The sequence below is a fragment of the Amycolatopsis sp. NPDC004747 genome (assembly GCF_053601335.1).
The window spans coordinates 47,441-72,214 of sequence record NZ_JBSGBQ010000006.1; the positions used below are offsets into that span (position 1 = coordinate 47,441).

General features: G+C 69.3%; 25 protein-coding genes and 1 tRNA gene. 12 read left to right on the forward strand and 14 right to left on the reverse strand.

The annotated features are described in order from the left end of the window. Window positions 1-83 precede the first annotated feature (83 nt). The 3 genes from ACWEGE_RS11310 (at window position 84) to ACWEGE_RS11320 (ending at window position 2,210) form a co-directional block, all read left to right on the forward strand. Window positions 84-458: an FKBP-type peptidyl-prolyl cis-trans isomerase gene (locus tag ACWEGE_RS11310; RefSeq protein WP_449660316.1), complete on the forward strand. Its 375-nt coding sequence runs from the start codon at window positions 84-86 to the stop codon at window positions 456-458. 151 nt (window positions 459-609) lie between these two features. After that, on the forward strand, window positions 610-1,362 hold the full coding sequence (locus ACWEGE_RS11315; protein ID WP_449660317.1) for a S1 family peptidase: 753 nt from the start codon (window positions 610-612) through the stop codon (window positions 1,360-1,362). A 116-nt stretch (window positions 1,363-1,478) separates the two neighbouring features. Beyond that, window positions 1,479-2,210: a S1 family peptidase gene (locus tag ACWEGE_RS11320; RefSeq protein ID WP_449660318.1), complete on the forward strand. Its 732-nt coding sequence runs from the start codon at window positions 1,479-1,481 to the stop codon at window positions 2,208-2,210. Window positions 2,211-2,307: 97 nt separating this feature from the next. Here ACWEGE_RS11320 and ACWEGE_RS11325 read toward each other — a convergent pair. Continuing rightward, window positions 2,308-2,390 (reverse strand) — tRNA-Leu (locus tag ACWEGE_RS11325). A 130-nt stretch (window positions 2,391-2,520) separates the two neighbouring features. On the opposite strand from ACWEGE_RS11325, the gene ACWEGE_RS11330 reads away from it, so the two are divergent. From ACWEGE_RS11330 to pknB, 7 genes are all read left to right on the forward strand, one after another. Continuing rightward, window positions 2,521-3,753, forward strand: coding sequence for a DUF3662 and FHA domain-containing protein (locus tag ACWEGE_RS11330; RefSeq protein WP_449660319.1), 1,233 nt, complete (start codon window positions 2,521-2,523; stop codon window positions 3,751-3,753). Window positions 3,754-3,853: 100 nt separating this feature from the next. Next, window positions 3,854-4,315 carry an FHA domain-containing protein FhaB/FipA gene (locus ACWEGE_RS11335; RefSeq protein WP_003079002.1) on the forward strand — a complete coding sequence of 154 codons (462 nt, stop codon included), beginning with the start codon at window positions 3,854-3,856 and terminating at the stop codon, window positions 4,313-4,315. Further along, the gene (locus ACWEGE_RS11340) at window positions 4,312-5,709 is read left to right on the forward strand and encodes a PP2C family protein-serine/threonine phosphatase (RefSeq protein ID WP_449660320.1); all 1,398 of its coding nucleotides are present in this window, start codon (window positions 4,312-4,314) and stop codon (window positions 5,707-5,709) included. The genes ACWEGE_RS11335 and ACWEGE_RS11340 overlap by 4 nt, the downstream gene beginning before the upstream one ends. Next, on the forward strand, window positions 5,709-7,196 hold the full coding sequence (locus ACWEGE_RS11345) for an FtsW/RodA/SpoVE family cell cycle protein (RefSeq protein WP_449660321.1): 1,488 nt from the start codon (window positions 5,709-5,711) through the stop codon (window positions 7,194-7,196). Before ACWEGE_RS11340 ends, ACWEGE_RS11345 begins: the two co-directional genes overlap by 1 nt. Continuing rightward, window positions 7,193-8,662, forward strand: a complete 1,470-nt coding sequence (locus ACWEGE_RS11350) for a peptidoglycan D,D-transpeptidase FtsI family protein (protein ID WP_449660322.1) — start codon at window positions 7,193-7,195, stop codon at window positions 8,660-8,662. Before ACWEGE_RS11345 ends, ACWEGE_RS11350 begins: the two co-directional genes overlap by 4 nt. A 3-nt stretch (window positions 8,663-8,665) precedes the next feature. Then, on the forward strand, window positions 8,666-10,012 hold the full coding sequence (locus tag ACWEGE_RS11355) for a serine/threonine-protein kinase (RefSeq protein WP_449660323.1): 1,347 nt from the start codon (window positions 8,666-8,668) through the stop codon (window positions 10,010-10,012). Then, on the forward strand, window positions 10,009-11,982 hold the full coding sequence (gene pknB / locus ACWEGE_RS11360; protein ID WP_449660324.1) for a Stk1 family PASTA domain-containing Ser/Thr kinase: 1,974 nt from the start codon (window positions 10,009-10,011) through the stop codon (window positions 11,980-11,982). The genes ACWEGE_RS11355 and pknB overlap by 4 nt, the downstream gene beginning before the upstream one ends. A 46-nt stretch (window positions 11,983-12,028) precedes the next feature. On the opposite strand, the gene ACWEGE_RS11365 is transcribed toward pknB, so the two are convergent. The 6 genes from ACWEGE_RS11365 to ACWEGE_RS11390 form a co-directional block, all read right to left on the reverse strand. Next, window positions 12,029-12,346 carry an effector-associated constant component EACC1 gene (locus ACWEGE_RS11365; RefSeq protein ID WP_449660325.1) on the reverse strand — a complete coding sequence of 106 codons (318 nt, stop codon included), beginning with the start codon at window positions 12,344-12,346 and terminating at the stop codon, window positions 12,029-12,031. Between the two features lie 100 nt (window positions 12,347-12,446). Next, complete coding sequence (locus ACWEGE_RS11370; RefSeq protein WP_449660326.1) at window positions 12,447-13,265, reverse strand: helix-turn-helix domain-containing protein; 819 nt, start codon at window positions 13,263-13,265, stop codon at window positions 12,447-12,449. A 3-nt stretch (window positions 13,266-13,268) separates the two neighbouring features. Then, the gene (locus tag ACWEGE_RS11375) at window positions 13,269-13,502 is read right to left on the reverse strand and encodes a hypothetical protein (RefSeq protein WP_449660327.1); all 234 of its coding nucleotides are present in this window, start codon (window positions 13,500-13,502) and stop codon (window positions 13,269-13,271) included. Next, window positions 13,489-13,785, reverse strand: coding sequence for a hypothetical protein (locus ACWEGE_RS11380; RefSeq protein WP_449660328.1), 297 nt, complete (start codon window positions 13,783-13,785; stop codon window positions 13,489-13,491). Before ACWEGE_RS11380 ends, ACWEGE_RS11375 begins: the two co-directional genes overlap by 14 nt. Next, window positions 13,782-13,979 carry a hypothetical protein gene (locus ACWEGE_RS11385; RefSeq protein ID WP_449660329.1) on the reverse strand — a complete coding sequence of 66 codons (198 nt, stop codon included), beginning with the start codon at window positions 13,977-13,979 and terminating at the stop codon, window positions 13,782-13,784. The genes ACWEGE_RS11380 and ACWEGE_RS11385 overlap by 4 nt, the downstream gene beginning before the upstream one ends. After that, window positions 13,976-14,176, reverse strand: coding sequence for a hypothetical protein (locus ACWEGE_RS11390; protein WP_449660330.1), 201 nt, complete (start codon window positions 14,174-14,176; stop codon window positions 13,976-13,978). The genes ACWEGE_RS11385 and ACWEGE_RS11390 overlap by 4 nt, the downstream gene beginning before the upstream one ends. Before the next feature lie 112 nt (window positions 14,177-14,288). Between ACWEGE_RS11390 and ACWEGE_RS11395 the strand changes: the two genes are divergently transcribed. Further along, window positions 14,289-15,440 (forward strand): helix-turn-helix domain-containing protein, encoded by a 1,152-nt coding sequence (locus ACWEGE_RS11395; RefSeq protein WP_449660331.1) that lies wholly within the window; start codon window positions 14,289-14,291, stop codon window positions 15,438-15,440. A 277-nt stretch (window positions 15,441-15,717) separates the two neighbouring features. Here ACWEGE_RS11395 and ACWEGE_RS11400 read toward each other — a convergent pair whose 3' ends face one another. The 5 genes from ACWEGE_RS11400 to ACWEGE_RS11420 all read right to left on the reverse strand — a co-directional run bounded on the left by ACWEGE_RS11400 (window position 15,718) and on the right by ACWEGE_RS11420 (window position 20,764). Continuing rightward, a complete protein-coding gene (locus tag ACWEGE_RS11400) occupies window positions 15,718-16,461 on the reverse strand; it encodes an NYN domain-containing protein (RefSeq protein ID WP_449660332.1) in 744 nt (247 codons plus the stop codon). 190 nt (window positions 16,462-16,651) lie between these two features. Then, the gene (locus ACWEGE_RS11405; RefSeq protein WP_449660333.1) at window positions 16,652-18,244 is read right to left on the reverse strand and encodes a hypothetical protein; all 1,593 of its coding nucleotides are present in this window, start codon (window positions 18,242-18,244) and stop codon (window positions 16,652-16,654) included. 458 nt (window positions 18,245-18,702) lie between these two features. Continuing rightward, entirely contained in the window at window positions 18,703-19,344 is a 642-nt protein-coding gene (locus tag ACWEGE_RS11410; RefSeq protein ID WP_449660334.1) for a hypothetical protein, read from the reverse strand. After that, window positions 19,332-20,123 carry an ABC transporter ATP-binding protein gene (locus ACWEGE_RS11415; RefSeq protein ID WP_449660335.1) on the reverse strand — a complete coding sequence of 264 codons (792 nt, stop codon included), beginning with the start codon at window positions 20,121-20,123 and terminating at the stop codon, window positions 19,332-19,334. The genes ACWEGE_RS11410 and ACWEGE_RS11415 overlap by 13 nt, the downstream gene beginning before the upstream one ends. Continuing rightward, window positions 20,120-20,764, reverse strand: coding sequence for an aminodeoxychorismate/anthranilate synthase component II (locus tag ACWEGE_RS11420; protein ID WP_449660336.1), 645 nt, complete (start codon window positions 20,762-20,764; stop codon window positions 20,120-20,122). The genes ACWEGE_RS11415 and ACWEGE_RS11420 overlap by 4 nt, the downstream gene beginning before the upstream one ends. Before the next feature lie 111 nt (window positions 20,765-20,875). On the opposite strand from ACWEGE_RS11420, the gene ACWEGE_RS11425 reads away from it, so the two are divergent. Continuing rightward, window positions 20,876-22,195 (forward strand): FAD-dependent oxidoreductase, encoded by a 1,320-nt coding sequence (locus tag ACWEGE_RS11425; RefSeq protein ID WP_449660337.1) that lies wholly within the window; start codon window positions 20,876-20,878, stop codon window positions 22,193-22,195. Here the strand turns inward: ACWEGE_RS11425 and ACWEGE_RS11430 are convergent. After that, on the reverse strand, window positions 22,192-22,845 hold the full coding sequence (locus ACWEGE_RS11430; protein WP_449660338.1) for a response regulator: 654 nt from the start codon (window positions 22,843-22,845) through the stop codon (window positions 22,192-22,194). The genes ACWEGE_RS11425 and ACWEGE_RS11430 overlap by 4 nt on opposite strands. Beyond that, on the reverse strand, window positions 22,785-24,608 hold the full coding sequence (locus ACWEGE_RS11435; protein WP_449660339.1) for a histidine kinase: 1,824 nt from the start codon (window positions 24,606-24,608) through the stop codon (window positions 22,785-22,787). The genes ACWEGE_RS11430 and ACWEGE_RS11435 overlap by 61 nt, the downstream gene beginning before the upstream one ends. Window positions 24,609-24,774: the final 166 nt, after the last annotated feature.

Consider the following 24,774-nt stretch of genomic DNA (forward strand, 5'->3'; position numbering starts at 1 on the left):
AGTGTGAAGACTTTTCGCGTTTCTCCCCTCTTTGGGCGTAGTCCGATCGGCGCAGCGTCCGGGGCGTGGGTACGGTAAGGCCCATGACCTTGGAAAAGCCCCTCATCGACCGCCCGGACGGACCAGCTCCGGCCGACCTGGAGATCACCGACCTCACCGTCGGTGACGGCGCGGAGGCCACGGCGGGCAAGACCGTCACCGTGCACTACGTCGGTGTCTCGCACTCGACCGGCGAGCAGTTCGACGCGTCCTGGGACCGCGGCGAGCCGCTGCGCTTCGGCCTCGGTGCCGGCCAGGTCATCTCCGGCTGGGACCAGGGTGTCGCCGGGATGAAGATCGGCGGCCGCCGCAAGCTGGTGATCCCGCCGCACCTGGCCTACGGCGACCGCGGCGCGGGCGGAGTGATCAAGCCGGGCGAGACGCTCGTCTTCGTCGTCGACCTGGTCGGCGTGCACTGACTTTTCTTCCCTTTTCCGGCAAACCGGTCCCGGCGTCCGCGCCGGGGCCGGTTTTTGCTCCATGCAGCGCCTTTCCGGCCCCCGCGCCGTCGCTACCCTCGCTGGTGATCACCGGCAACCGTCGCCGGTGCACGACAAGGGGGATCCACCGATGCGCGTTCGCGCAGTGCTTTCCGCCGCTCTCCTGACCTTGGCCGCCGGGCTCGCCACCGCCGGACCGGCATCGGCCGTGGCCAACGGCGCCGACGTCCCGGCGGGCCAGTTCGCCTTCGCCGCGAAACTCACCATGACGGACATCCCGAGGCCCAACGGCACGAAGTACAACAGCGCGTGCTCCGGCGCGCTGATCGCGGCCAGGTGGATCATCACCGCCGGCCACTGCTTCCACGACGCCAACCGCAACCGGGTCTCCGGGCCGGTGCCGTACCCGACGTCCGTGCTGCTCGGCACCGTCGACCAGAGCACGCCCGGGGTGACGCGCAACGTCGTCACCGTCTACCAGGCGAGCGCCAACGACATCGCGATCGCCACCCTCGACGAGGACGTCACCGACATCACGCCGCTGACGGTCAACCGCGTCACGCCGTCGGTGGGCCAGCTGCTGACCCTGGCCGGCTGGGGCAGCCTCACCTCGGTCAACCCGGCGCCTTCGACCAAGCTGCAGCAGGGCACCGTGCAGGTCGGGCAGGTCGCGAGCGCGACGCTCGCGGTCCGCGGCGTCGCCCCGACGTCGACGACGAGCGCCTGCGTCTACGACTCGGGCGCCCCGTACTTCGTGGCGGCCGGCTCCGGCGGGCAGCTGGTGTCGATCGAGTCGTCCGGGCCGGACTGCCCGCACAACCAGCTCGAGACCACGTCGCGCGTGGACGTGATCGCGGACTGGATCGCCGCGCACACCGGCTGACCCCGTCGCCGGGCGTCACCCGATGGACCACCGGGTGACGCCCGGCCAGGGAATTCCCCGCCCGCGGCGGCGGCCCTAACGTCGAACGTCGACCACCGACTCGACGAAGGGGAAGAATGCGCCTGCGCGCCCTGCTCGCCGCTGCCGTTTTGACCGTCTCCACCGCTCCCGCCGCCTGGGCCGTCGCCCACGGTTCCGACGTCCCGCCGGGCCAGTACGGGTTCGTCGCGAAGCTCGCGATGACGAAGATCCCGCGCCCGGACGGCTCGACGTACAGCAGCTACTGCACGGGCGCGCTCATCGCGCCCGCCTGGGTCGTGACGACCGGCCACTGCTTCCACGACGCCCACCGCGACCGGGTCTCGGGCAAGATCCCGTACCCGACGACGGTGACGCTGGGCCTGACCGACGAAGCCACGGAATCCGGCATCGCCCGCAAGGCGACCGAGGTCCTCCAGGCCGACGCGAACGACGTCGCCCTGATCCGCCTCGACTCCCCGGTGACCGCGGTGACGCCCCTGACGGTGAGCCGCGCGGCCCCGAAGGTCGGCCAGCAGCTGACCCTGGCGGGCTGGGGCAGCCTCACGGCCGACAACCCCAAGCCGGCCACCCGCCTCCAGCAGGGAACGGTGGCGGTGGCCAAGGTGGACCCGACCACCCTGGGTGTCCGCGGCGCGGCCCCGGAGATCACGACGAGCGCCTGCACGTACGACTCCGGAGCCCCCTACTTCATCGGGGACCAGCTGGTCTCCCTGGAGGCAACAGGCCCCAACTGCCCCCACGCGGGCATCGAGACGACGAGCCGCGCGGACGTCATCGCGGACTGGATCACCACCCACACGGCGTAACTTCGCCCAGGGCGAACAGGCGACTCGTGACATACCCCACGACCTGGTCCAAGCCGTGAAAAAGGGCCCCCGGCCGATAGCCGGGGGCCCTTTTCGGTGGGCGAGGAGGGAGTTGAACCCTCACGTCCTTTCGGACACACGGACCTGAACCGTGCGCGTCTGCCATTCCGCCACTCGCCCGAGTGCTTCCTTGCGGCAGCGAAGAGAAGACTAGCAGGTCGTTTTAACGGCTTTCACCGGGGGCCGTGTAGAGGCTGGCTCACCCGGATAGGATCGATGCGGAAGCACGAGCGTGAGGAGGTTTTCCCCGGTGGGCCGCGCCGAACGATTCGACAGGCGACTCGAGAACCTGGTGGGGAACACTTTCGCGCGCATGTTCGGTGGCAACGTCGTCACGCAGGAAGTGGCGATCGCCCTGGAGCGGGAGAGTGAGGAGAACGTTCGTGAGCTGGCAGGCGGTCGGCAGCTCGCCCCGAATCACTACATCGTGTCCCTGGGGGCGGCTGACCACGAGCGCATGGCCGGCGACGAGCACCGCGTCACCCAGGTGCTGGCCAAGGCGGTGGCGGAACACCTCGCCGCCGAGGGCCTGGACACCTATGGTGACGTCGTCGTGTCACTCGAGCGCAACGAGGCGCTGCATACTGGACAGTTCAAGACCCGTTCGTCCGTCGATCCCGACGCCCGCCCCTCAGGCGCCGGTTCACCGCGGTCGGCCAGACCCAGCAACGCAGGAGACCCAGCAATGAGCCAGCCCCCCGGCTACGGCCAATACGACCAGGGTGACCCGTACGGCCAGCAGGGCCAGTACGGCTACGGACAGCAGGGTGGCCAGCAGCCCGGGTACGACCAGGGTTACGGCCAGCAGCAGGGTGGATACGACCAGTACGGCGGCCAGCAGCCCCAAGGCGGCGGTTACGACCAGTACGGCCAGCCCCAGCAGGGCGGCGGCTACGACCAGTACGGTGGCCAGCAGCAGGGCGGGTACGACCAGGGTTACGGCCAGCCCCAAGGCGGTTACGACCAGGGCGGCTACGGCCAGCCTCAAGGCGGCGGCTACGACCAGGGCGGCTACGGCCAGCCCCAGGGCGGCGGCTACGACCAGGGCGGCTACCAGCAGGGTGGGTACGACCAGTACGGCGGCCAGCAGCAGGGCGGCTACGACCAGTACGGCCAGCAGCAGGCGTACGGCCAGCCGGCCGGCGACCCGTACGGCCAGCAGGGCGGCTACGCCCCGCCGGCGCCGGGCCGCCAGCTCGCGGCGAGCCTGCAGCTCGACGACGGCTCGAACCGCACGTACTCGCTGAAGCAGGGCGGGAACGTCGTGGGCCGCGGCCAGGACGCGGACTTCCGCCTCCCGGACACCGGGGTCTCGCGCCGCCACCTGGAGATCACCTGGGACGGCCAGAGCGCCACGCTCGCCGACATCGGTTCGACGAACGGCACGACCGTGAACGGCACCCCGGTCCAGACCTGGCAGCTCGCCGACGGCGACGTCATCCGGGTGGGTCATTCGTCCCTCGTGTTCCGTACACAGGGCTGACTCGGGACCCGGAATACTGTTCCCGCAGAATTGACGTGCGGGGGGACCGCGGCGTACCCGCGTCGCGGCTGCACGGACGAGTCGGGAGCGGACACACCAAGTGCCAGAGCTGGTCGTACAACTCACCAGGGTGGGCTTCCTCGTGCTGCTCTGGCTCTTCGTGTTCGCCGCGCTCAGAGTGGTCCGCTCGGACCTCTACGCGGCATCGGGCATGCGCGTGCAGGTGCCGACCTTCGGGCGCAAGAAGGAGAAGAAGCCGCGCAACAGCAAGTCCCCGCAGCAGCTGCTGGTCACCCACGGCGCACTGGCGGGGACGCGCATCGCGCTGGACGGACGGCCGATCCTGATCGGCCGGGCCGACGACTCCACGTTGGTGCTCGACGACGACTACGCGTCGACCCGGCACGCCCGGATCGCCCAGCGCGGTGAGGACTGGTACGTGGAAGATCTGGGCTCGACGAACGGGACGTATCTCGACCGGGCTAAGGTCACTGCACCCCTCCGGGTCCCGCTCGGAGTCCCCATCCGGATCGGCAAGACGGTGATCGAGCTTCGCCCATGACTCTCGTCCTCCGCTACGCAGCCCGCAGCGACCGGGGCCTGGTGCGTTCGAGCAACCAGGACTCCGTGTACGCCGGCCCTCGCCTGCTCGCGCTCGCCGACGGCATGGGTGGGCACGCGGCGGGTGAAGTCGCCAGCAAGGTCGTCATCGCCTCCCTCGCCCCGCTCGACGACGACGAGCCGGGCGACGACCTCCTCGCCCAGCTGCGCGAGGCGGTGGCGAACGGCAACGCCGCGATCGCCGAACTCGTCTCGCAGGACCCCGACCTGGACGGCATGGGCACCACGCTCACCGCCGTCCTGTTCGCCGGCACCCGGCTGGGCCTGGTGCACGTCGGCGACTCGCGGGCGTACCTGCTGCGCGGCGGCCAGTTCGCGCAGATCACGCGCGACGACAGCTTCGTCAACGAGCTGCTCGAACAGGGCCGGATCACGCCCGAAGAGGCGGCGGTGCACCCGCAGCGGTCGCTGCTGCTCAAGGCGCTCACCGGCCACGAGGTCGAGCCCAGCCTGACCGTGCGCGAAGCCCGCTCCGGCGACCGGTACCTGATCTGCTCGGACGGCCTGTCCGGCATGGTCAGCGACGAGACGCTGGCCGAGGCCGTGCAGATCCCGGACCCGCAGCAGTGCGCGGACCGGATGATCGAGCTGGCGCTCAAGGGCGGCGGCACCGACAACGTCACGGTGATCATCGCCGACGTGGTCGACGTCGACTTCGGCGAGGACGCGCCCATCGTGGGCGGCGCCGCCGGTGACGGCAGCGACGAACGGCACCAGGGCGACTCGCCCGCGGCGCGGGCCAGGGCGCTCACCCAGCCGCCCCCGCCGCCGCGCCAGGAGCTGCCGCAACCCCAGGAAGACCCGAAGGCCCGGCGCCGGAAGCGGTTCCGGTGGCTGGCCGGCGCGCTGGTCGTCCTCGTGGTGCTCGCCGCGGCGGCCATCGCGACCCGCTACTTCGTGCTGAGTCAGTACTATGTCGGCGAGGGATCGGACGGCGAGGTCGTGATCTACCGCGGCGTCCCCGGCAGCATTCTCGGCATCGACCTGCACGCCTACGAGCAGGGGTCCTGCCCGCCGAGCCAGGTGTGCACGGACAAGCTGCGCGTCACCCAGCTCCAGGAGGACGCGCGGCTGGCGGTGCAGAACGGCGTCAAGAAGGACAGCCTCGACGAAGCGCGGAAGTACATCGACGACTTCCTGCAGCTGCGCAAGCGCCTGAACAACTGCGCGCCGGCGGGCGGTCAGCCGTCCCCGACGCCGACCCCTCCGGTCACGCCGACGACGACTCCGTCGGCTCCGGCCGGCTCCACCGCTCCGTCGTCGGCGAACCAGCCAGCGGGGAGGGACTGCTCGACGCCGAGTTCGACGGCACCGACGACGGGAGGCGGTAACTGATGAGCCAGCCCGTCGCGCGCGCCGCCGAACCGCTCGCCGCGCAGTTCCAGACGAACCCGCCGCGCGAGGTCCCGACCCGCCGCAACACCGAGCTGGTGCTGCTGGGGTTCGCGACGTTCATCGTCACCATCGCGCTGGTGATCGTCGAGGCGAACCAGGAGCAGGAGCTCACCGCGTCGATCATCTGGCTCGGCCTGGCCTACCTCGGCGTGCTGACCGGCGCGCACCTGGCCGTCCGCAAGTGGGCGCCGTACGCCGACCCGGTGCTGCTCCCCTGCGTCGCGCTGCTGAACGGCATCGGGCTGGTGATGATCCACCGGATCGACCTGGCCCTGGCCGAGCGCGCCACGCAGCAGAGCAGGGACTACACGCCGGCGGTCACCGCACAGGTGCTGTTCACGGTGATCTCTCTGGTGTTTTTCGTCGTGGTACTGATCGTGGTGAACGACCATCGCACGCTGACCCGCTACGGCTACACCGCCGGCCTGATCGGCATCGTCGCACTGGCGCTGCCCGCGCTGCTGCCGTCGAGCCTGTCCGAGGTCAACGGCGCCAAGGTGTGGCTGAAGCTGCCGTTCTTCTCGATCCAGCCGGGCGAGTTCGCGAAGATCCTGCTGATGATCTTCTTCGCTTCGTTCCTGGTGTCGAAGCGGGACCTGTTCATGGTGGCGGGCAAGAAGCTCGTCGGCGTCGAGCTGCCGCGCGCCCGCGACCTCGGCCCGATCCTGATCGCCGCGTTCGTCTGCATCGGCATCCTGGTGTTCGAGAAGGACCTCGGCACGTCGCTGCTGTTCTTCAGCGTCATCCTGGTGATGCTGTACGTCGCGACCGAGCGGGTCATCTGGGTCGTCCTCGGCATGAGCTTCTTCGCGGTCGGCTGCATCATCGCCTACAACCTCTTCAAGCACGTCCAGCAGCGCGTGGCGAACTGGCTGGACCCGCTGGCCACCTACGACCAGGCCGGCGGCGGCTACCAGCTCGCGCAGGGCCTGTTCGGGCTGGGCACCGGCGGGGTCGGCGGCACCGGGCTCGGCGCCGGCCGTCCGGACATGGTGCCCGAGGCCAACACCGACTTCATCACCGCGTCGATCGGCGAAGAGCTCGGCTTCATCGGCCTGGCCGCGGTGCTGATGCTGTACTTGCTGGTCGCGATGCGCGGCATGCGCAGCGCGCTGGCCGTGCGCGACACGTTCGGCAAGCTGCTGGGCGGCGGGCTCGCGTTCACCATGGTCATGCAGATCTTCGTCGTCGTCGGCGGGGTCACGAAACTCATCCCGGAGACCGGTATCACCGCCCCGTTCCTGTCGAAGGGTGGTTCGTCGCTGCTCGCGAACTACATCCTGGTCGCGCTGCTGCTCCGCATCTCCGACGCGGCCCGCAAGCCGGCCGCCCGCCCGAAGCCGCAGCAGCAGCCGCAGGCCCCGATCGCGGAGGCGCACACCGTGCTCGTGCAGCGCCCGCCGGCCGAGGGGGGCGCGCAGGCATGAACACCCCGCTCCGCAAGGTGGGCATGGCGATGCTCGTGATGGTCGTCCTACTGCTGGCGAACGCCACCTACATCCAGGTGGTGAAGGCCGACGACTACCGCAACGACTCGCGCAACGCCCGGGTGCTCTACGACGAGTTCGCCCGCCAGCGCGGCAAGATCGTGTCGCAGGCCAACGGCGAGGTGCTGGCCAGCATCAACCCGTCGAACGACAAGTACAAGTACATCCGGACCTACGCCGACGGCCCGATGTACGCGCCGGTCACCGGCTACTACTCGATCAACTACGGCGCCGGCGGCCTGGAGCGCGCCGAGGACGACGTCCTCAACGGCTCCGACCCGCGGCTGTTCGTGCGGCGGCTGTCGGACATGGTCACCGGCCGGGACCCCAGCGGCGGCAACGTCCGGCTGACCATCGACCCGGCCGTGCAGAAGGCCGCGTACGACCTGATGACGCAGAAGGGCTACACCGGCGCCGTCGTCGCGATGGAGCCGAGCACCGGGCGGATCCTGGCGATGGTCTCGACGCCGTCGTACGACCCGAACCAGCTCGCTCAGCACACGTCGAAGGCCCAGACCGACGCCTGGAACGCGAACAACAAGGACCCGAAGAAGCCGATGCTGAACCGGGCGATCTCCGAGACCTACCCGCCGGGGTCGACGATGAAGCTCGTCACCGCGGCGGCCGTGCTCGAAGACGGCAAGGGCCCGGACACCCAGGTCAGCACCGCACCGAACACCAAGCTGCCGAACACGAACGTCACGCTGGAGAACTACGGCGGCGAAACCTGCCCTGGCAACACGTTCAAGGACGCGCTCGCGCACTCCTGCAACGTGCCGTTCGCGGAGTTCGCCGGCCAGCTCGGCGCGGACAAGATCAAGAAGACGGCGGCCAACTTCGGCATCGGGCAGACCGACCTGACCGTGCCGATGAAGGTCGCCCCGTCGACGGTCGGCCCGCTCGACTCGCAGGGCGCGCTCTACCAGAGCGGCATCGGCCAGCGGGACGTCCGGCTGACGCCACTGCAGGACTGCCTTCTCGCGGCCACCGTGGCCAACGGCGGGATGGCGATGAAGCCGCAGCTGGTGCAGTCGGTGCTGGCCCCCGACCTGTCGACGATCGAGGACTACAGCCCCACCGAACTCACCGGCACCGCGGCGCTGTCGTCGTCGAACGCCGCGATCCTCAAGGACATGATGATCGCTTCCGAGGGCTTCACCAAGGGCGGTGGCAAGCGCGCGGACGTCAAGATCGCGTCGAAGACCGGCACCGCCGAGCACGGCACGGACTCCAAGAACACCGCCCCGCACGCCTGGTACACCGCCTTCGCCCCGGCCGACAACCCGCAGATCGCGGTCGCCGTGATCGTCGAGGACGGCGGCAACCGCGGCCTCGCGGCCACCGGCGGCACGGTCGCGGCGGAAATCGGCCGCGCGGCCATCAACGCGAAGCTCGGGGGTGGATAGCGCATGCTGTCCTCCGGTCAGCTGCTGGCCGACCGCTACAAGCTGACGAGCCGGATCGCCGTCGGCGGGATGGGTGAGGTCTGGCAAGCCAGCGACACCCGGCTCGACCGGACGGTGGCCGTCAAGATCCTCAAGACCGAACTCTCCGGCGACGCCGAGTTCCTCCACCGCTTCCGCACCGAAGCGCGGATGACGGCGTCCCTCAACCACCCCGGCATCGCCGCGGTGCACGACTACGGCGAGACCATCCTCGACGGCGACCTGTCGATCGCCTACCTGGTGATGGAGCTCGTCGACGGCGACCCGCTGGCCGGGTTGCTGGCCAAGCACGGGCGGCTGTCGGCGGAGTTCACGCTCGACATGCTCGAGCAGGCGGGCAACGCGCTGCAGGCCGCGCACTCCCACGGCCTGGTCCACCGCGACGTCAAGCCGGGCAACATCCTGGTGACGTCGGCCGGGCAGGTGAAGATCACCGACTTCGGCGTGGCGAAGGCAGCCGACGCGGCCCCGGTCACCCGGTCCGGCATGGTCATGGGCACGGCGCACTACATCGCTCCGGAGCAGGCGCTCGGGCAACCGGCCGAGCCGGCGTCCGACGTCTACTCGCTGGCGGTGTGCGGCTACGAATGCCTCGCCGGGCACCGGCCGTTCCTGTCCGAGAACGCCGTGACGGTCGCGATGATGCACATCCGCGACATCGCGCCACCGCTGCCGCCGGACGTGCCGCCCGCGGCGCGCGCGGTGATCGAGGCGACGCTGGTCAAGGACCCGCGGCAGCGCTACAACAACGGCGGTGAGTTCGCGTCCGCCGTCGCCGCGGTCCGCGCCGGGCTGCCGCTGCCCACGCCGTCCGGGCTGGTGAACGCCACCTACACGACGGGCCAGCAGCCGGTGGTGCCCCAGCAGGTGCCGCAGCAGCCGCCCCCGTCGATGCCGGTGCCGATCCCCCAGCAGCAGCTGCCCCCGCAACAGCAGCCGATGCCGGGCGGCCCGCCGTCACCCGCGATGAACCCGATGATCGCCATCGGCCCGCCGTCCCGCCCGGCCCCGCGGCAGGTCATGCCGCCGGCCCCGCGGAAGAAGACGCAGTGGGGCTGGTGGGCACTTCTCGCCGCGATCCTGCTCGTTGTCCTGGTGGCGGGCATCGTTCTGGTGGCGAAGATGCTGGGCGCCGGCAGCGGTGCACCGCCGCACAACGGTCAGCCGCAGAGCCAGGTGGTCCCGGGCAGACAGGTGCCCGCGGAGCAGTCTTCGAGCTTCTACCCAGCGGACACTCCCGGCACGACCGACGCGGGCCGGCAAGGCCTCATGACCACACCTTGGACGGAATGGAACGGCATCCAGAGATGAGCACACCCAGACTGCTCTCCAACCGGTACGAGCTGGGCGAGACGCTCGGCTACGGAGGCATGTCCGAGGTCCACCACGGCCACGACGTGCGTCTCGGCCGGGAAGTCGCGATCAAGATCCTCCGTGCCGACCTCGCCAGGGACCCGCAGTTCCAGGAGCGCTTCCGCCGGGAGGCGCAGAACGCCGCCGCGCTGAACCACCCGGCGATCGTGGCGGTCTACGACACCGGTGAGGCGAACACCGAGTTCGGGCCGTTGCCGTACATCGTCATGGAGTACGTCGAAGGCCGGACGCTGCGCGACATCGTCAAGACCGAAGGCCCGATGTCGCAGAAGCGGGCGATGGAGGTCATGGCCGACGTCTGCGCGGCGCTGGACTTCTCGCACCGGCACGGCATCGTGCACCGCGACGTCAAGCCGGCCAACGTGATGATCACGAAGAACGGCGCGGTCAAGGTGATGGACTTCGGCATCGCGCGCGCGATGCACGACGGCCAGTCCGCCATGACCCAGACGGCCGCGGTGATCGGCACGGCGCAGTACCTGTCGCCGGAGCAGGCCCGCGGCGAGTCGGTCGACGCCCGGTCCGACGTCTACGCCGCCGGCTGCGTGCTCTATGAGCTGATCACCGGCGAGCCGCCGTTCACCGGTGATTCGCCGGTCGCGGTGGCCTACCAGCACGTCCGGGAGGACCCGAACCCGCCGTCATCGGTGAACCCCGCCGTGGCGCCGGAGCTGGACGCGGTCGTGCTGAAGGCGCTGGCCAAGGGCCCGGCGAACCGCTACCAGTCGGCGGCGGAGATGCGCTCGGACCTGGTGCGCACCCTTTCGGGCCAGCGCCCGGTGGCGCCGATGGTGATGTCCGAAGACGAGCGCACGCAGGTGATGAACGCCGACCGGCGGCAGCCGCAGCGCTACGACGAGTACAGCGAGCCGGACGACGAAGACCCGCGCGCCAAGCGGCGGCGTCGCACGATCCTCACCGCGGTGGCCGCGGTGTTCGTGCTGGGCGCGGTGCTGCTGATCATGTGGCTGGCGGGTTCGTTCAAGAGCAACGACGCGAGCACCGTGGCGATCCCCAACGTGGTGCACCAGACCGTCCCGCAGGCGCGGGAGATGCTGAGCAGCAGCGGGTTCAACGGCAAGGTCGAGCAGAAGCCGGTGACCTGCGGGGTGCAGCCGACCGACGGCAGCCCGTCGTGCACCCAGGACGACGTCAACCGGGTCGTCAAGGTCGACCCGACGGTCGGGGTTTCGGTCGCGCCCAACACGACGATCACGCTGTACGTCGGCGTCGCGCCGGGCAAGGCCAACGTGCCGGACCTCAAGAACAAGACGCGTGACCAGGCCGAGCAGGCGCTCACCGAGGCGAAGCTGACCCTCGACCCGACCGTCCAGGAGACCGAGGTCAGCGACCCGAACCAGGCCGGCCTGGTGCTGGGGCAGAACCCGCCCGCGAACTCCCAGGTCGACCAGGGCACCAGCGTGAAGATCACGGTGGGCAAGTCGAAGCAGCTCAAGGCGGTCACCGACTTCACCGGCCAGTCGTACTCGAAGGCGAAGGCGGGCCTGGAAGGCCAGGGCTTCACGACGAGGCGGGTCGACCAGGCTTCGGAGACGGTGCCGAAGGACACGGTCATCACCCAGAACCCGAACGGCGGGCAGCTGGCGGTGGGCAGCCAGATCGTGCTGACCGTGTCCACCGGACCGGACAGCACGAGCCAGATCCAGATGCCGCAGCTGGCCGGGATGACCTTCGACCAGGCGTCGGAGAAGCTGCAGAGCATGGGCTGGACCGGAAAGCTGAACCAGAAGTCCGACAAGCAGAGCAACGCGCCCGAAGGCACGATCACGGGTCAGAACCCGCAGGCGGGCACGATGATCAACCGGGACCAGAACATCACGGTCAACGTGTCGGAAGGCAACGGCTTCCCGTCCATCACCTTCCCCACAACGACAACGTCACGCTGATCCACCGAAAAGGCCCGCACGGTTCGCCGTGCGGGCCTTTCGTCGTTCAGGGCTGGTCGAGAAACCCTTGCACCGCACCGAGAACTTGGTCGGCATCGCTCGCGGCCCCGAAGTCGAGTTCGAGTTCCTCAGCGGCGCCCGAGCGTTTGACCTTCAGCGAGACGCGCGCTTCCCGGTACCGCGTCAGCCACGCGAAGAGCGACCGGCAGAAGACGTCGGCCGAGGTGCTCGAAACGCCGACGACGACGGAATCGAAGACCTGGACACGGCCGCGGAGTTCGTCTTCGCCGCGCAGCCATTCGGCGAGCCCCGGAAGCTCGCTGCCGGAGTTTGGCACGGTGATCGCGACGATCCCAGCCGTCACCCGATCTCCCTTCACCCAGAACCGGAGAGGCCCCGAACCTTAGTCGGCCGCGTGGCCCCGCTGGAAGCCCGGGGCGGAAATTGAATTGTGCAAATTGCAGTCAGCGGCGGCGCGTCGGCCAGGGCTTAGGCCACGCGTTCTCCGTGGCGTGGCGTCGTAGTGCTCGGGCGGCGTTCTCGTAGGTCGTCAAGGCGGCTTGGTGGGTGGAGTAGACGGCGCCGTGGTGGTGGCGCAGCGCGACGGCGAGGGCGCCGGCGCGGTGTTCGTAGAGGGTGAACGGTTCGATCAGGCCGGGCGGGCAGTCGGCGGCGGGGACAATCCGCACGCCGATCCGCGGTTTTCTCGCCCAAGTGCGTAGGTGGTCGAGCTGGTCGCGGAGGACATCGGGGGTGCAAGCGTCGGGCCGCGTGGCGACTTCGCCGATCAGGAAGGTGTGCGGTGGACCGGGTTCGTCGGACAGGGCGAGCTGACGTGCGGTCCGGAGAAGACAACCTACGTCGGCGGCCTCCGGGTCGAGCAGGCCGGTGTCGCGCAAGGCGCGGGCGTACTCAGCGGTCTGCAGGACTTCGGGGATGAGTGTGGGCGACCATTCGGTCACGCGGGTGGATCGCTGTTCGAAGGCGGTGCGCAAGTGGGCTTCGGCGCGCCCGTCTCGGTCGATGAGGTCGTGGTCGTGGGACCGGCGGGCCAGGTCGATGAGGTGCTCGCGCACGCTTTGCGGTGCTCGCAGGACCCCGAGGATGTGGGCCACGATCGTGTCCTGTGGTGCGCGTTGGCCGAGTTCGAAGCTCGACAGCACGGCGGGGTAGATGCCGATCATGTCGGCGAGCCGGCGCAGGCCGATGCTGCGCTGGGTGCGGGCTTCGCGCAGGCCGCCGGCCAGGGCGATGACGGCTGGTCGGAGGGCAGTTTCGGTCACGGTTCAGACCGCTCCGTTCGGTCGTGGGTTTCTGTGTCGGGGTTGGTGAGCAGGGAAGTCGTCAGGTTTGGTGCCGGCGCGGCGGGTGAGGGCAACGCCGATGTGGACGAGTTGGCAGCCGAGGATGTGCAGGCCGACAGTGTCCGCCTTGAGGGTCAGTAGCTCGACCGTGACGCTTCCGATCTTGGAGTTGACCTTCGTGAGCGCGGCGAGCAGTTCGCGGTCACGAGCGTGCACGTGGCCCCCCGATCCGCCGGCGCTCGTTCTGGGCCGCGCAGACCGGACACACCCGACCCGGCTTCGGGATCACCTGGCGGCGGCTGATGCTGGGCCGGTCGTGTTCCAGCGGGAACCGGACGTCAGTCAGGCACCAAGGCAGCAGCATGACCAGCCGCGGGCTGGCCATCTCCGAGTCCAGGTACAGGTGCGCCCACCCGTCGCCCCCGGTGAACTCGTGCCACTCCCAAAAGTCCAGATGCGAGCTGGCGCCCGTCATCGGGCCGTCGTCCAAGGCGGTCATCGAAGCCCTCGCTCGACGTCGAACGCCCGGACCGCGGCGGCGGCCTGCTCCCAGTCGACATCGGTCATGTCCGCGTGCTTCTGCGGATGCTGGTAGGTATCAAGATCGATCTCGTTGAGCCGCTGACCATCCGAGTTGAACAGCGACGCACCGCACCGGAACGTTGGTCGGTCATCGAAGTGCTCCGCGGTCATGGTGCTTTGCACCCCCGAGCGGTGCGAGCGTCGCGCAGCGAGACGGTCAACGCGTCACCCAGCTGGTTCCGAAGCTGCGCGGCCGCCTCGGCGCTGAACAGGATCGGCTCACCTGGAGGCGCCGAGCTGATCAGCGCGATCCGGTCGTCATCCCGTACCTCGACCTCGACGTGTGCCGGACCGCCGAGCTGGTCCACACCCTCGGTGCTCTGTCGCGTACGTCGTCGATCACGCATAGTTAGTGACCGTACAAAGGTGCAGGTCACAAACGTTTCCTGCTGGGAAACCCAAGTCTGTACCCTGAGGCGCATGGACTCGATCGGCATCACGATCCGCCGGCTTCGCCGTTGGCGTGGCCTGTCCCTCGAACAGCTCGCCGGCCTATCCGGCCTGTCGAAGGGCTACCTGTCCAAGATCGAGAACGAACGCACGGCGATCGACAAACGCTCAACCCTGGTCGCAATCGCCGGCGCGCTCCGCGTCAGCCTCTCCGACATCACCGGCGACGGACTGGAAATCCGCGACCCGCAGGCCGACTCCGCCATCCCCGCCATCCGCGACGCCCTGCTGAGCACCGACCTCGACGGCACCGAGCCGCCCATCGGCGACCTCGCACAACTGCTGTCAGAGACGCAATTGGTCGCAGCCCTGCGGCAGGCGAACCAAGACGCCGAGGTCGGCGCCCGGCTCCCCGAACTGCTGCTGGCCCTGCACACTCACGTCGACAAGCCGGACGCGCTCCGCTCGCTCGTCACCGCCACCCACACCACGGCCCTGCTGACGAAGGGTCTCGGCGCGTTCGAGCTGGCTTGGATCGCCGCTGACCGCGGCCACGAGGCAGCGCAGCGGCTCGGCGAACCCGGCTGGATCGCCCTCGCCGAGTTCGCACGCACGCAGGCCCTGTCCGGCCTCGGCGCACACAAGCGAGCATCCAAGCTCGCCGAACGCGCCCTGGACTACGTGCCGGCCGACGCCTACGACGTCCGCGGCGCCCTCACCCTCACAACCGGCTACACCGAATCCGTCCTGGGCGGCGACGCCACCGCAGCGCTCGACGAAGCTGCCGGCCTGGCCGAACACGTCGAATACGGCAACAAGAACTTCCTGCTGTTCAGCCCGGCCAACGTCGTGCTCTGGCGCATCTCATCAGCCCTCGAACGCGGCGACCACGCCGAAGCCGCGCGGCTGGCCGCGACCGTTGACCCGGCCGAGCTGACCATCGACTCCCGCCGCACCACGTTCCTGATCGAGCACGCCCGCGCGCTTTATGGCATCCGTCGTCCTGACGAGGAAGTGTTGGCCCTGCTGGTCAATGCCGAGAAGCTGGGGCACATCCGAACCCGGACGAACCCGTTCGTCCGGGAGATCATCTCGACGATGCTTGCCCGGGCTCGGCGCGAGGGCGTGGCCCGCGAGGTCCGGGGCATGGCTGATCGGATGGGCTTGATCAAGACCGCCTAGAGCCGTGGTCAGGTGCCGACATGGGACGGCCTCTTGGGTACCGGCAAATGGCTAGAGGTGTGCAACCAGTTGCAAAACGTAGCGATATGAGACAAAAAGAAGACCCAGCCCCGCAAGGGGACTGGGTGGGTGTAATGGGAACGTACCACGGTGGTACATCAGTTGCCACTGGTGCGCTCTGGTTCACACGATAGAGGTAACTTAGTTCCCGCCTGTCTCTCCTGTGCGGAGGCATAACGCCTGTTCAGGAGGGGTGTTGGTGAGCGTGTGGTGTTAGTCACCACCCGGGAGGTCTCGTGAGGTGACCGACAGGGTTTGGCAGTTGATGAGCGACGAAGTCGGCTTGCGTCAGCTTGCGCCACCAGTGACGCCCAGCGCCGTCGCTAGCCGTCCCTCGCAGGGCGCCGGCAACCTGGTGCGGCGAGGGGCACACGACACCGACCGGTACGCGGTCGCGAGCTAGGCAAACCGGTAGCGCTAAGTCAGAGTCGTTGGAGATCACCACTGCTGCGTCTATGGCCCCGCTCAACACGTCGACAAGCAAGTGGGAGGCAACGTTGACGTCGCTGCCCTTCTCTTCCCGGATTAGGGCAGTCGCTCGCACCATCTTGTTGCCGTTCTTGGCAGTGATGATCTCCAGTGGAAGGTCTGTCTGAGGGAGTGCAGATGTCGGTTGGAAGATCTCCGGTCGCCCATTCGGAGATTCGGTAGCTAGCGGCACCTTCTTTGCATTCGCGACGTAGTAGCCGTACTCAACGTCGTCGACGGCGCCGGATGCCTTCAGGGCCTTGAGATAGACGTCTTGGTCGCGGTGGGGGCCAGGGGTGTCGTTGGGGTCAATTCTTGCTGTGCAGTAGATAACCCGTTCGATATGGGCTCCTGGCCAGTTGCGGCGCTCACCTACAAGAGTTGCGGCGAGATCGCGCGGTGACAGCCACTTCCATCCGGGTGTGCCGCGGCCAAACCATCGGCGGCCCCCGTAGTAGAGGTTGTAGCCGTCCACGTACACGCCAACACGCATCCAATGAGAATAGCGGCCGAGTGCGACATAGACGCACAACGATCCGCCGCGCGTCCCCATGTCCGGCCTTGATTAACACCTATGGCTGGCTAATCGGCGGATTATCCACAGATCTGCCCCCAGGTGCTGTGTACACGAGGATTCCTAGCCTCCCCAGCGTGAAGCCCTCGACCGGCAATGGCGACGGATGTCAAGTGGGTTTGCGGACGAGGCCGGTGTAGGCGGCGATGGCGAGGGTGGCCAGGCCCCAGAGGAGGGCTTGGAGTACCCAGAGGGCGGCGGTGAAGGTTTGGCCCCAGCCGGTGGTGGTGTCGAGGTCGCAGTGGGCGCGGATGCCGGTGGTGCCGACGGGGAGGCCGCGGTCGATGCCGAGGCCGATGAGTTCGACGGGTGAGCAGGGTGTGCCGGGGTCGGTGGGTTTCGCGGTGGCGAGTGGGACGCGTTCGGCGGCGTGGTGGCCGGGGTGGGTGGTGACGTTCCCCGCGAGCAGGCTGAGTGCGGCGGCGAGGGTGAGGACGACGGCGAGGGCGGTGACGAGGCGGTGGGCGCGGTAGCCGTAGCGGCCGAGCCAGCCCCACAGCGCGTGTCGCGATTGTGCGAGCCGGTTGCCGAGAGCCTGCGGTGTGCGGCGGCGGAGGTCGTTTTGCTGGGTGATGAGGATTTCGCGGGCGTTGTTGTCGTGGCCGGCGGCGCGTTCGGTTGCGGCGAGTTGCTGGAAGGGTTGAGGCCAGTAAGTCTCGGTGTGGTGGACCAGCAGATGCAACCATTGCCGCCACGAGATCGTGGAAAGGCTGGGGTAGGTCAATCCGCGGGCGGTGATGGTGCGGTCGCTGTCAGGGCAACCACGTCGGCTCATCCCCTGCCGACCGGACTTACACACCAGCGCCGATGGTAACTTGAACGCCCCGGCGATCTGTGCCTCATGCAGGACCAGAAGTGGACCTGAACTGCCAGCGAGGTGGGCCACCACCAGGACAGCTTGGCCGTCAATGTGGGCACCGGGCAGCCGGATTGCACCCAGATCTCCGTTGCTGGTGATATCGGCGTCCCGCATGAACAGGCTGCTGCCGACGCGGAGGTCATCGGCGCCCAGGGCGGGCCCGGCGGGGTTGATGATGGTTGCGCGTTCGAGACTGAGTTGGCCGCCGATCCGGGCACCGAGCAGCCGGATCGTGCCGAGTTCTCCGGCGCCGGTGATGTCAGCATCCCGCACGAACAGACTGCTGTCGGTGTGGAGGTCATCGGCGTACAGGGCGGGTCCGGCGGGATTGGTGATGGTGACGCGATCGAGGTTGAGTTGGCCGCCGATCCGGGCACCGAGCAGCCGGATCGCCCCGAACTCGAAGGCGCCTGCAACGGTGGCATCCGACATGAACAGGTTGCTGTCGGTGCGGATGCCGTCAGCGTGCAGGCAGGCGAGCAGACTACCGTTCAAGTAGAGGTGGCTAAGACGTGCGTATTGGCAGTGAATGCCATCAGGGAGCGCACATCGATCTAGGCCCAGACCAGTGATGGCGGTGACGTGATCGAGGTCAAGCCGTCCGACGATCCGCACATCTACTATCTGGATTCCGTGGGGGTCGAGGTCACCGCGCAGGCCGAGGAGCAGTTCGCGGAGCAGGCCGGCTCGTACCTGGAGTTCGGGTTCGTCGGTAACCGCCAGATTCTCCACCGTCATCGTGATAGCGGGTCTGGCGACTTCCCCGCGGCGGGCGGTGTCGACTACCCGTTGTTCAAGCTCGGTCAGGTCGGTAAGCATGGGCAGGGGCTGCGTCTCGTCCACGCTCCCAGTGTCGATTACGTGCTACGGAATGTGACATCCGATGGCCTGACTCGTCCCTAGTGCTTCCTTTGCGATCATAAGTTGCTCCTTCGTGCCGGAGCTGGGGTAGACACTTCCTACCTGCATGCAGCCGGGGTCGCTGAAGGCGAGTGACTAAGTGGGCGACAATTGCGGAGGTCGTCAACGGTGATCCGTGGACGCCCACGGACACCGAAACGCGAGGTTGCCAGGCATCTACCATGATCGGAAAGTCCTGATCTTGGCCTGATAACGAAGAAGTCCTAGGTCCTCGCAGGTCCGCGCGAACGAGTCCGGTTCGCATCTGATCGCGTTCAGACATCGCAGCGTCCCGGGGTCGGCGAAGCGTTGGTCGTGTTCCGCGGCGATTCAGAGATCGACGCGGCTCGGTACAGCCGGTCCTGCAGGTCATGCCTGATCAGTGGCCGACGTGGAATAGCTCAGGAGCGTCGGCGCACCAGTTCCGAAACGGCGAAGTAGCTGACGGCCAGCATCGCCACCGCCGTCACCAGCGCCAGTACCAGCGGCCCGGCGACCGGCTCATCGTCGGTCAGTGCGTGCAGCAACGGGTGGACCAGCGGGATCTTTGCCAGCAGCACGACGACGAGGGTGAGCACCGCGGCGAGCACCGTCCAGCCGATGCGGTTGACCAGCAACCGCGAGCACGGGAGGGCGATCGCGATGCCGAGCACCGCGCACGCGAAGTGCGCGAGCAACCCGATGCCCAGCGCGGCCGGCTGGACCTTGAACGACTTGAGTGCCGACCACACCTCGGTGATCGCGGTGAGGACCAGCGAACAGGCCAGCACCGTCAGCACCGCGCCGGTGATCATCCGGTGCCAGCGGCGCGCGTGGCTCAAGGTCACCAGGCGCTGCACCGGGTCTTCGATGTCGAGCAGGGCGATCGTCAGCCAGCACGAGACGACCAGCAACCCGCCGGCGCTGACGCCGAACAGCGGCAGCGGCGGCGAATGCGGGTCGGCGTAGAGGATCACGCAGAGCGCGAGGTAGGCCAGCAGCGCCGGCAGGTAGCGCTGTGAATGCCCGAGCAGCGCCAGGTAGTACCGGGTCAGGGCGAGCACGGCGCCACCTCCCGCACCGACCAGCCGTCTTCGAGCGCCCTCTTCAGCACCGCGTCGACGCGGGCGACCTCGACCGTCAGCACCACCTGGGGCCCTTCGGCGACGGCGTGCCGGACACCCGGCTCGTCGGTCCAGCCGGTGCCGCCGCCGCGCAGCACGATTCGCGTGGTCGGCTCCGTGCTCTCGGCCGTCAGCCGGCCCGCGTTCATCAGGTGGACGACGTCGGCGTGGTCGTGCACCACCTGCGGCCGGTGGTCGGTGAACACGACGCTCGCCCCGCGCGCCCGTGTCTCGGCGACGAGCTCGCCGAGGATCGCGTGCGTTCCGACGTCGAGGCCGGACCAGGGCTCGTCGAGGATCAGCAGGTCGGGCCGGACCATCACGGCCTGCGCGAGCCCGACCTTCTGCGCGTTGCCCTTGGACAGGGTGCGCAGCGGCGCCGCCGGGCCGCCGACGAGGGCGAGGCGTTCGAGCAGCGGGTCGATCACCGAGAGGTCGGCGAGCCCGTGGATGCGGGCCATGTGCCGCAGGTAGGCGCGGGCGCCCATGCGCTGGCCGGCCGGGAAGCGGTCCGGCAGGTAGCCGATCCGCGGGGTGCCGGTGACGGACCCGGTGGTGGCGTGCGAGACGCCGGCCATGATCCGCAGCAGCGTCGACTTCCCGGAGCCGTTGCTGCCGAGGATGCCGACGACGTGCCCGGGCTCGACGGTCAGGTCGACCTCACGCAGGACGAAGTCGCCGCGCCCGTACCGCTTGCCGACCCCCTCGAGCCGGATCACGCAACAGCGGCCTTCTGGAGCGCCTTGGTCGCCCGCTCGAGCTCGTTCACCCGGGCCGGGTCGACGGGGTGGCCCGCCGCGGCCAGCCAGTTCGCGAGCATCCGGTGGCCGCCCTCGGTGAGCACGGACTCCGGGTGGAACTGGACGCCTTCCAGCGGCAGCTCGCGGTGGCGCATGCCCATCACGATGCCGGACTCGGTGCGGCCGGTGATCTCGAAGACGGCGTCGGAGATGGTGTCCGGCACCACGGTCAGCGAGTGGTAGCGGGTGGCCGTGAACTCCTCGGGCAGGTCCGCCAGGATGCCGGCGCCGGTGTGGCGGACCTGGCTCGTCTTGCCGTGGAGCAGCTCGGGCGCGCGGTCGACGGTCGCGCCGTAGACGACGCCGAGTGCCTGGTGGCCGAGGCAGACGCCGAGCATCGGCGTGCGCGTCTCAGCGCACTTCCGGATGACGTCCATGCTCTGGCCCGCGCGTTCGGGGGTCCCCGGGCCCGGCGAGACGAGCACGGCGTCGAACTCGGGCACGCGGTCGAGGTCCACGACGTCGTTGCGCCAGACCGTGCAGTCGGCGCCGAGCTGGGCCAGGTACTGGACCAGGTTGTAGACGAAGCTGTCGTAGTTGTCGACGACGAGAACGCGCATGAGCCGAGCTTACCGGCTCCCACCTGCTGGACCGTACGCCAAATCACATTTCAGGTTAGGCGAACCTAACTTACCGTGGAGCGGGTGAGCCGTTCTCTTCGTGTAGCCGTGGTGGGCGCTGGTCCTGCCGGCATCTACGCCGCCGACATCCTGGACAAGTCCGACACCGACGTGCAGATCGACCTGTTCGAGCGCATGCCCGCGCCGTTCGGGCTGATCCGGTACGGCGTCGCGCCCGACCACCCGCGCATCAAGGGCATCGTGACCGCGCTGGAGAAGGTGCTCTCGAAGCCGAACATCCGGCTGCTGGGCAACGTCGACTACGGCACCGACATCAAGCTCGACGAGCTGCGCGAGTTCTACGACGCGGTGATCTTCTCGACCGGCGCGTCCGCCGACCGCGCGCTCGACATCCCGGGCATCGACCTCGACGGCAGCTACGGCGCCGCGGACTTCGTCTCCTGGTACGACGGCCACCCCGACGTCCCGCGCACCTGGCCGCTGAACGCCTCTTCGGTCGCGGTCCTCGGCGTCGGGAACGTCGCCCTGGACGTGGCGCGGGTGCTGGCGAAGACGGCCGACGAGCTGCTGACCACCGACATCCCGGACAACGTCTACCAGGGGCTCAAGGCCAGCCCGGTGACCGACGTGCACGTGTTCGGCCGCCGCGGCCCGGCGCAGGCGAAGTTCACCCCGCTGGAGCTGCGGGAGCTGGACCACTCGCCGAACGTCGAGGTCATCGTGTACCCGGAGGACATCGAGTTCGACGACGGCAGCATCGCGGCCCTGCGCGCGTCGAAGCAGATCGACATGGTGGTGAAGACGCTGCAGGAGTGGGCCATCCGCGAGCCGGGCTCCCGGCCGCGCCGGCTGCACCTGCACTTCTTCCACTCCCCCGCCGAAGTCCTCGGCGAGGACGGTCGCGTGACCGGCCTGCGCACCGAGCGGACCGAGCTGACCGGCGACGGGAACGTCCGCGGCACCGGCGAGTTCCACGACTGGGACGTCCAGGCGGTGTACCGCGCGGTCGGCTACCTGTCGTCGCACCTGCCGGAGCTGCCGTTCGACCACGTGGCGGGGGTGGTGCCGAACCAGGCCGGGCGCGTGCTGGACCTGGACGAGAACCAGCTGCCGGGCGTGTACGTGACGGGCTGGATCAAGCGCGGCCCGGTCGGCCTGATCGGCCACACCAAGGGCGACGCGGCCGAGACGATCGCGAGCCTCCTGGCGGACGCCGACACCCTGACCGCCCCGAAGTTCTCGTCGCCGGACGCGATCCTCGACTTCCTCGAGACGCGCGGCATCCCGTTCACGAACTGGGACGGCTGGGGCCGGCTCGACGCGCACGAGAAGGCGCTGGGCTCGGCGGCCGGCCGCGAGCGGGTGAAGGTCGTCGAGCGCGAGGAGATGACCCGGATCTCGCGCGGCTAGGAACCCAGGTACGCGAGAACGGCCAGCACGCGGCGGTTCGTGTCGTCCGAAGCGGCGATGTCCAGCTTCGCGAAGATGTTCGCCGTGTGCTTGCCGACCGCTCCTTCGCTGAAGTGCAGCCGGGCGGCGATCGCCGCGTTGGAACAGCCTTCCGCCATCAGCGCCAGTACTTCGCGCTCGCGCGGGGTCAGCGCCGCCAGCGGGTCGGAAGCGTTGCCCGCCACCAGTTTCGCGATCACCTCGGGGTCCATCACGGTGCCGCCCGCCGCGACCCGGCGGACGGCGTCGATGAACTGCTCGGCGTTGAAGACGCGGTCCTTCAGCAGGTAGCCGATCGCGCCCGTGCCGTCGGCCAGCAGTTCGCGCGCGTACAGCTGCTCGACGTGCTGGGACAGCACGAGAATCGGCAGCCCGGGGACTTCGCGGCGGGCCGCCAGCGCGGCCTGCAGCCCCTCGTCGGTGTTCGTCGGCGGCATCCGGACGTCCACAATGGACACTTCGGGGCGTTCGGCGCGCAGCGCGGCCACGAGCTCCGGGCCGGTGGCGACCGCGGCGACGACGTCGAAGCCGTGCGCCATCAGGAGATGTGTCAGGCCGTCTCGGAGGAGATATTGGTCTTCGGCGACAAGGGTTCGTGGTCGAGCTGACACGGGATCTCCAGGGTCGCCTTCGTCGGGCCGCCGATCGGGCTGGTGAGCGTCAACCTACCGTCGAAGCCACCCAGGCGGCGCTCGATTCCGCGCAGCCCTGAACCACCGGCCGGGTTCGCGCCACCCGGGCCTTCGTCGGTCACCACGACGGTCAGCAGGTCGTCGGCGAACTGCACGTCGACCGCCGCCCGCTTCGCGCCGTGCTTCGCCGCGTTGCCCAGCAGCTCGGACACCGCGAAGTACACGCACGCCTCGACCGGCTCCTCGACGCGCCCCGGCAGCGAGCCGGTGACCTCGGCCTTCAGCGGGCTGTCCATGGCCAACGCGCGCACGGCGTCCAGCAGCCCGCGCTCGGACAGCACCGGCGGGTGGATGCCGCGGATCAGCACCCGCAGTTCGGTGAGCGCTTCCGACGACGCCGTCCGCAGCTCGGCCGCGAGCCGTTTCGCGGCCGCCGGATCGGCGTCCACCAGCGCCTCGACCGCGCCGAGCTTCATCCCCATCGCGACCAGCCGCGACTGGATGCCGTCGTGCAGGTCGCGCTCGATCCGCCGCAGCTCGGCGGCCTGCGTGACGGTGACGTCCGACCGCGTCTGCTTCAGCCGTTCGACGCGCTGGGCCAGCCGCGACGACTTGGTCGGCCCGAACCACACGCGGGCGAAGCGCGCCTGCTGGCGGGCCAGCCACGGCGCCGGCGCCACCGCGGCGGCCAACGCCAGCAGGATCAACGGTGTCTGCGCGAGCGCGCCGAGGTGCGTCGTCACCGCGGGCAGCGGGAACCACTCGGCTCGCGGCGACACGAACGGCCGCCAGAACCAGAGCACCGAGAGACCGGTCATGGCCCAGCCGGCCAACACGAGTGCCGCCACCGAGCAGGCGAGCGACACGAGCGTGCTCAGCGCACCGCCCGCGATGTCGCGCCACGTGGCCCGGTCGCGCAGGATCCACCGCATCCGGGCCCGCTGGAGCGGCCAGTACGGCTCCTCGTACAGCTGCCTGCCGACCTGGTAGAGCCCGTCGGCGCGGGGCACCGGCAACCCGGGCGGCGGCAGGTACGGACGCGGGATCCGCACCCCCGTCCAGTTCTCCGTCTCGCGACGCAGCGTGTCGGTGGCCAACCGGCTCCACTGCACGACCCGGGCCGCCAGCATCGGGGCGCCGGCCATGACGACCAGCTGAACCGCCGAAAAGACCAGCTGCAGCAGGGAGAGCGCGAGGATGCCGAGCTGGTGGCCCAGCGCTTCGAGGTGCCGGTGCAGCCAATTCCCGCTTCCTTGTTCGACGGCCGGCCGCGGCCCGAGCCACCAGCGCGTCCACCGGCCGTAGCCGCGCAGCACCCGCGGCCCGCCGAGCAGGACGGCGACCGGCAGCAGCAACGTGACCAGCGGGTTCACCAGCTGCCAGCTGAATTCCCGGTTCGCCGCCGGGTCCTCCAGCGCCCACGTCAGGCGGTGCTGCCAGCGGATCCAGAACGCCCGCTTGTAGAGCTGGTTGCCGTCGCGGTACCAGCCGTCGCGCTCGCGCACCGGCTCCGGCGGCTCGGACCGGTAGGGCGCTTCGATCTCGACGCCGCACCAGCGCGCCGCGAGCGTCCGCGCCACCGCCGACCGGCCGCGGGTCCACACGACGGCGGGCCCGAGGAAGAAGACCAGCCCGCCGCACAGCAGCGCGAAGGCGATCAGCTCGACGAGCACGTCGACCCAGCTGAGCAGCGAGAAGGCGGCCAGCGCCAGCGCCCGGCCCAGTGCACGCAGGTACGGCATCCGGCACCTCCTTCCCCCGGGAATTCTCGCCTCGCCGCCCCGGACCGCGCAGTGCCCCCAGCCCCACGACGGGGGTGGGTCCAGCCCCACCCCGGCTTCAGCAAAACGCTACCTGAGCTGGGGTTTCAGCGTCATTACCGAGGCCGCCGCCGGTTCGTAGCTTCGA

Bases quoted from the DNA above. Each gene is read 5' to 3' on its own strand.
- ACWEGE_RS11310 (WP_449660316.1), top strand. From the start codon at position 84: ATGACCTTGGAAAAGCCCCTCATCGACCGCCCGGACGGACCAGCTCCG.
- ACWEGE_RS11315 (WP_449660317.1), top strand. From the start codon at position 610: ATGCGCGTTCGCGCAGTGCTTTCCGCCGCTCTCCTGACCTTGGCCGCC.
- ACWEGE_RS11320 (WP_449660318.1), top strand. From the start codon at position 1,479: ATGCGCCTGCGCGCCCTGCTCGCCGCTGCCGTTTTGACCGTCTCCACC.
- ACWEGE_RS11340 (WP_449660320.1), top strand. From the start codon at position 4,312: ATGACTCTCGTCCTCCGCTACGCAGCCCGCAGCGACCGGGGCCTGGTG.
- ACWEGE_RS11345 (WP_449660321.1), top strand. From the start codon at position 5,709: ATGAGCCAGCCCGTCGCGCGCGCCGCCGAACCGCTCGCCGCGCAGTTC.
- ACWEGE_RS11350 (WP_449660322.1), top strand. From the start codon at position 7,193: ATGAACACCCCGCTCCGCAAGGTGGGCATGGCGATGCTCGTGATGGTC.
- ACWEGE_RS11355 (WP_449660323.1), top strand. From the start codon at position 8,666: ATGCTGTCCTCCGGTCAGCTGCTGGCCGACCGCTACAAGCTGACGAGC.
- pknB (WP_449660324.1), top strand. From the start codon at position 10,009: ATGAGCACACCCAGACTGCTCTCCAACCGGTACGAGCTGGGCGAGACG.
- ACWEGE_RS11380 (WP_449660328.1), bottom strand. From the start codon at position 13,785: ATGACCGCCTTGGACGACGGCCCGATGACGGGCGCCAGCTCGCATCTG.
- ACWEGE_RS11385 (WP_449660329.1), bottom strand. From the start codon at position 13,979: ATGACCGCGGAGCACTTCGATGACCGACCAACGTTCCGGTGCGGTGCG.
- ACWEGE_RS11395 (WP_449660331.1), top strand. From the start codon at position 14,289: ATGGACTCGATCGGCATCACGATCCGCCGGCTTCGCCGTTGGCGTGGC.
- ACWEGE_RS11400 (WP_449660332.1), bottom strand. From the start codon at position 16,461: ATGCGTGTTGGCGTGTACGTGGACGGCTACAACCTCTACTACGGGGGC.
- ACWEGE_RS11420 (WP_449660336.1), bottom strand. From the start codon at position 20,764: ATGCGCGTTCTCGTCGTCGACAACTACGACAGCTTCGTCTACAACCTG.
- ACWEGE_RS11435 (WP_449660339.1), bottom strand. From the start codon at position 24,608: ATGCCGTACCTGCGTGCACTGGGCCGGGCGCTGGCGCTGGCCGCCTTC.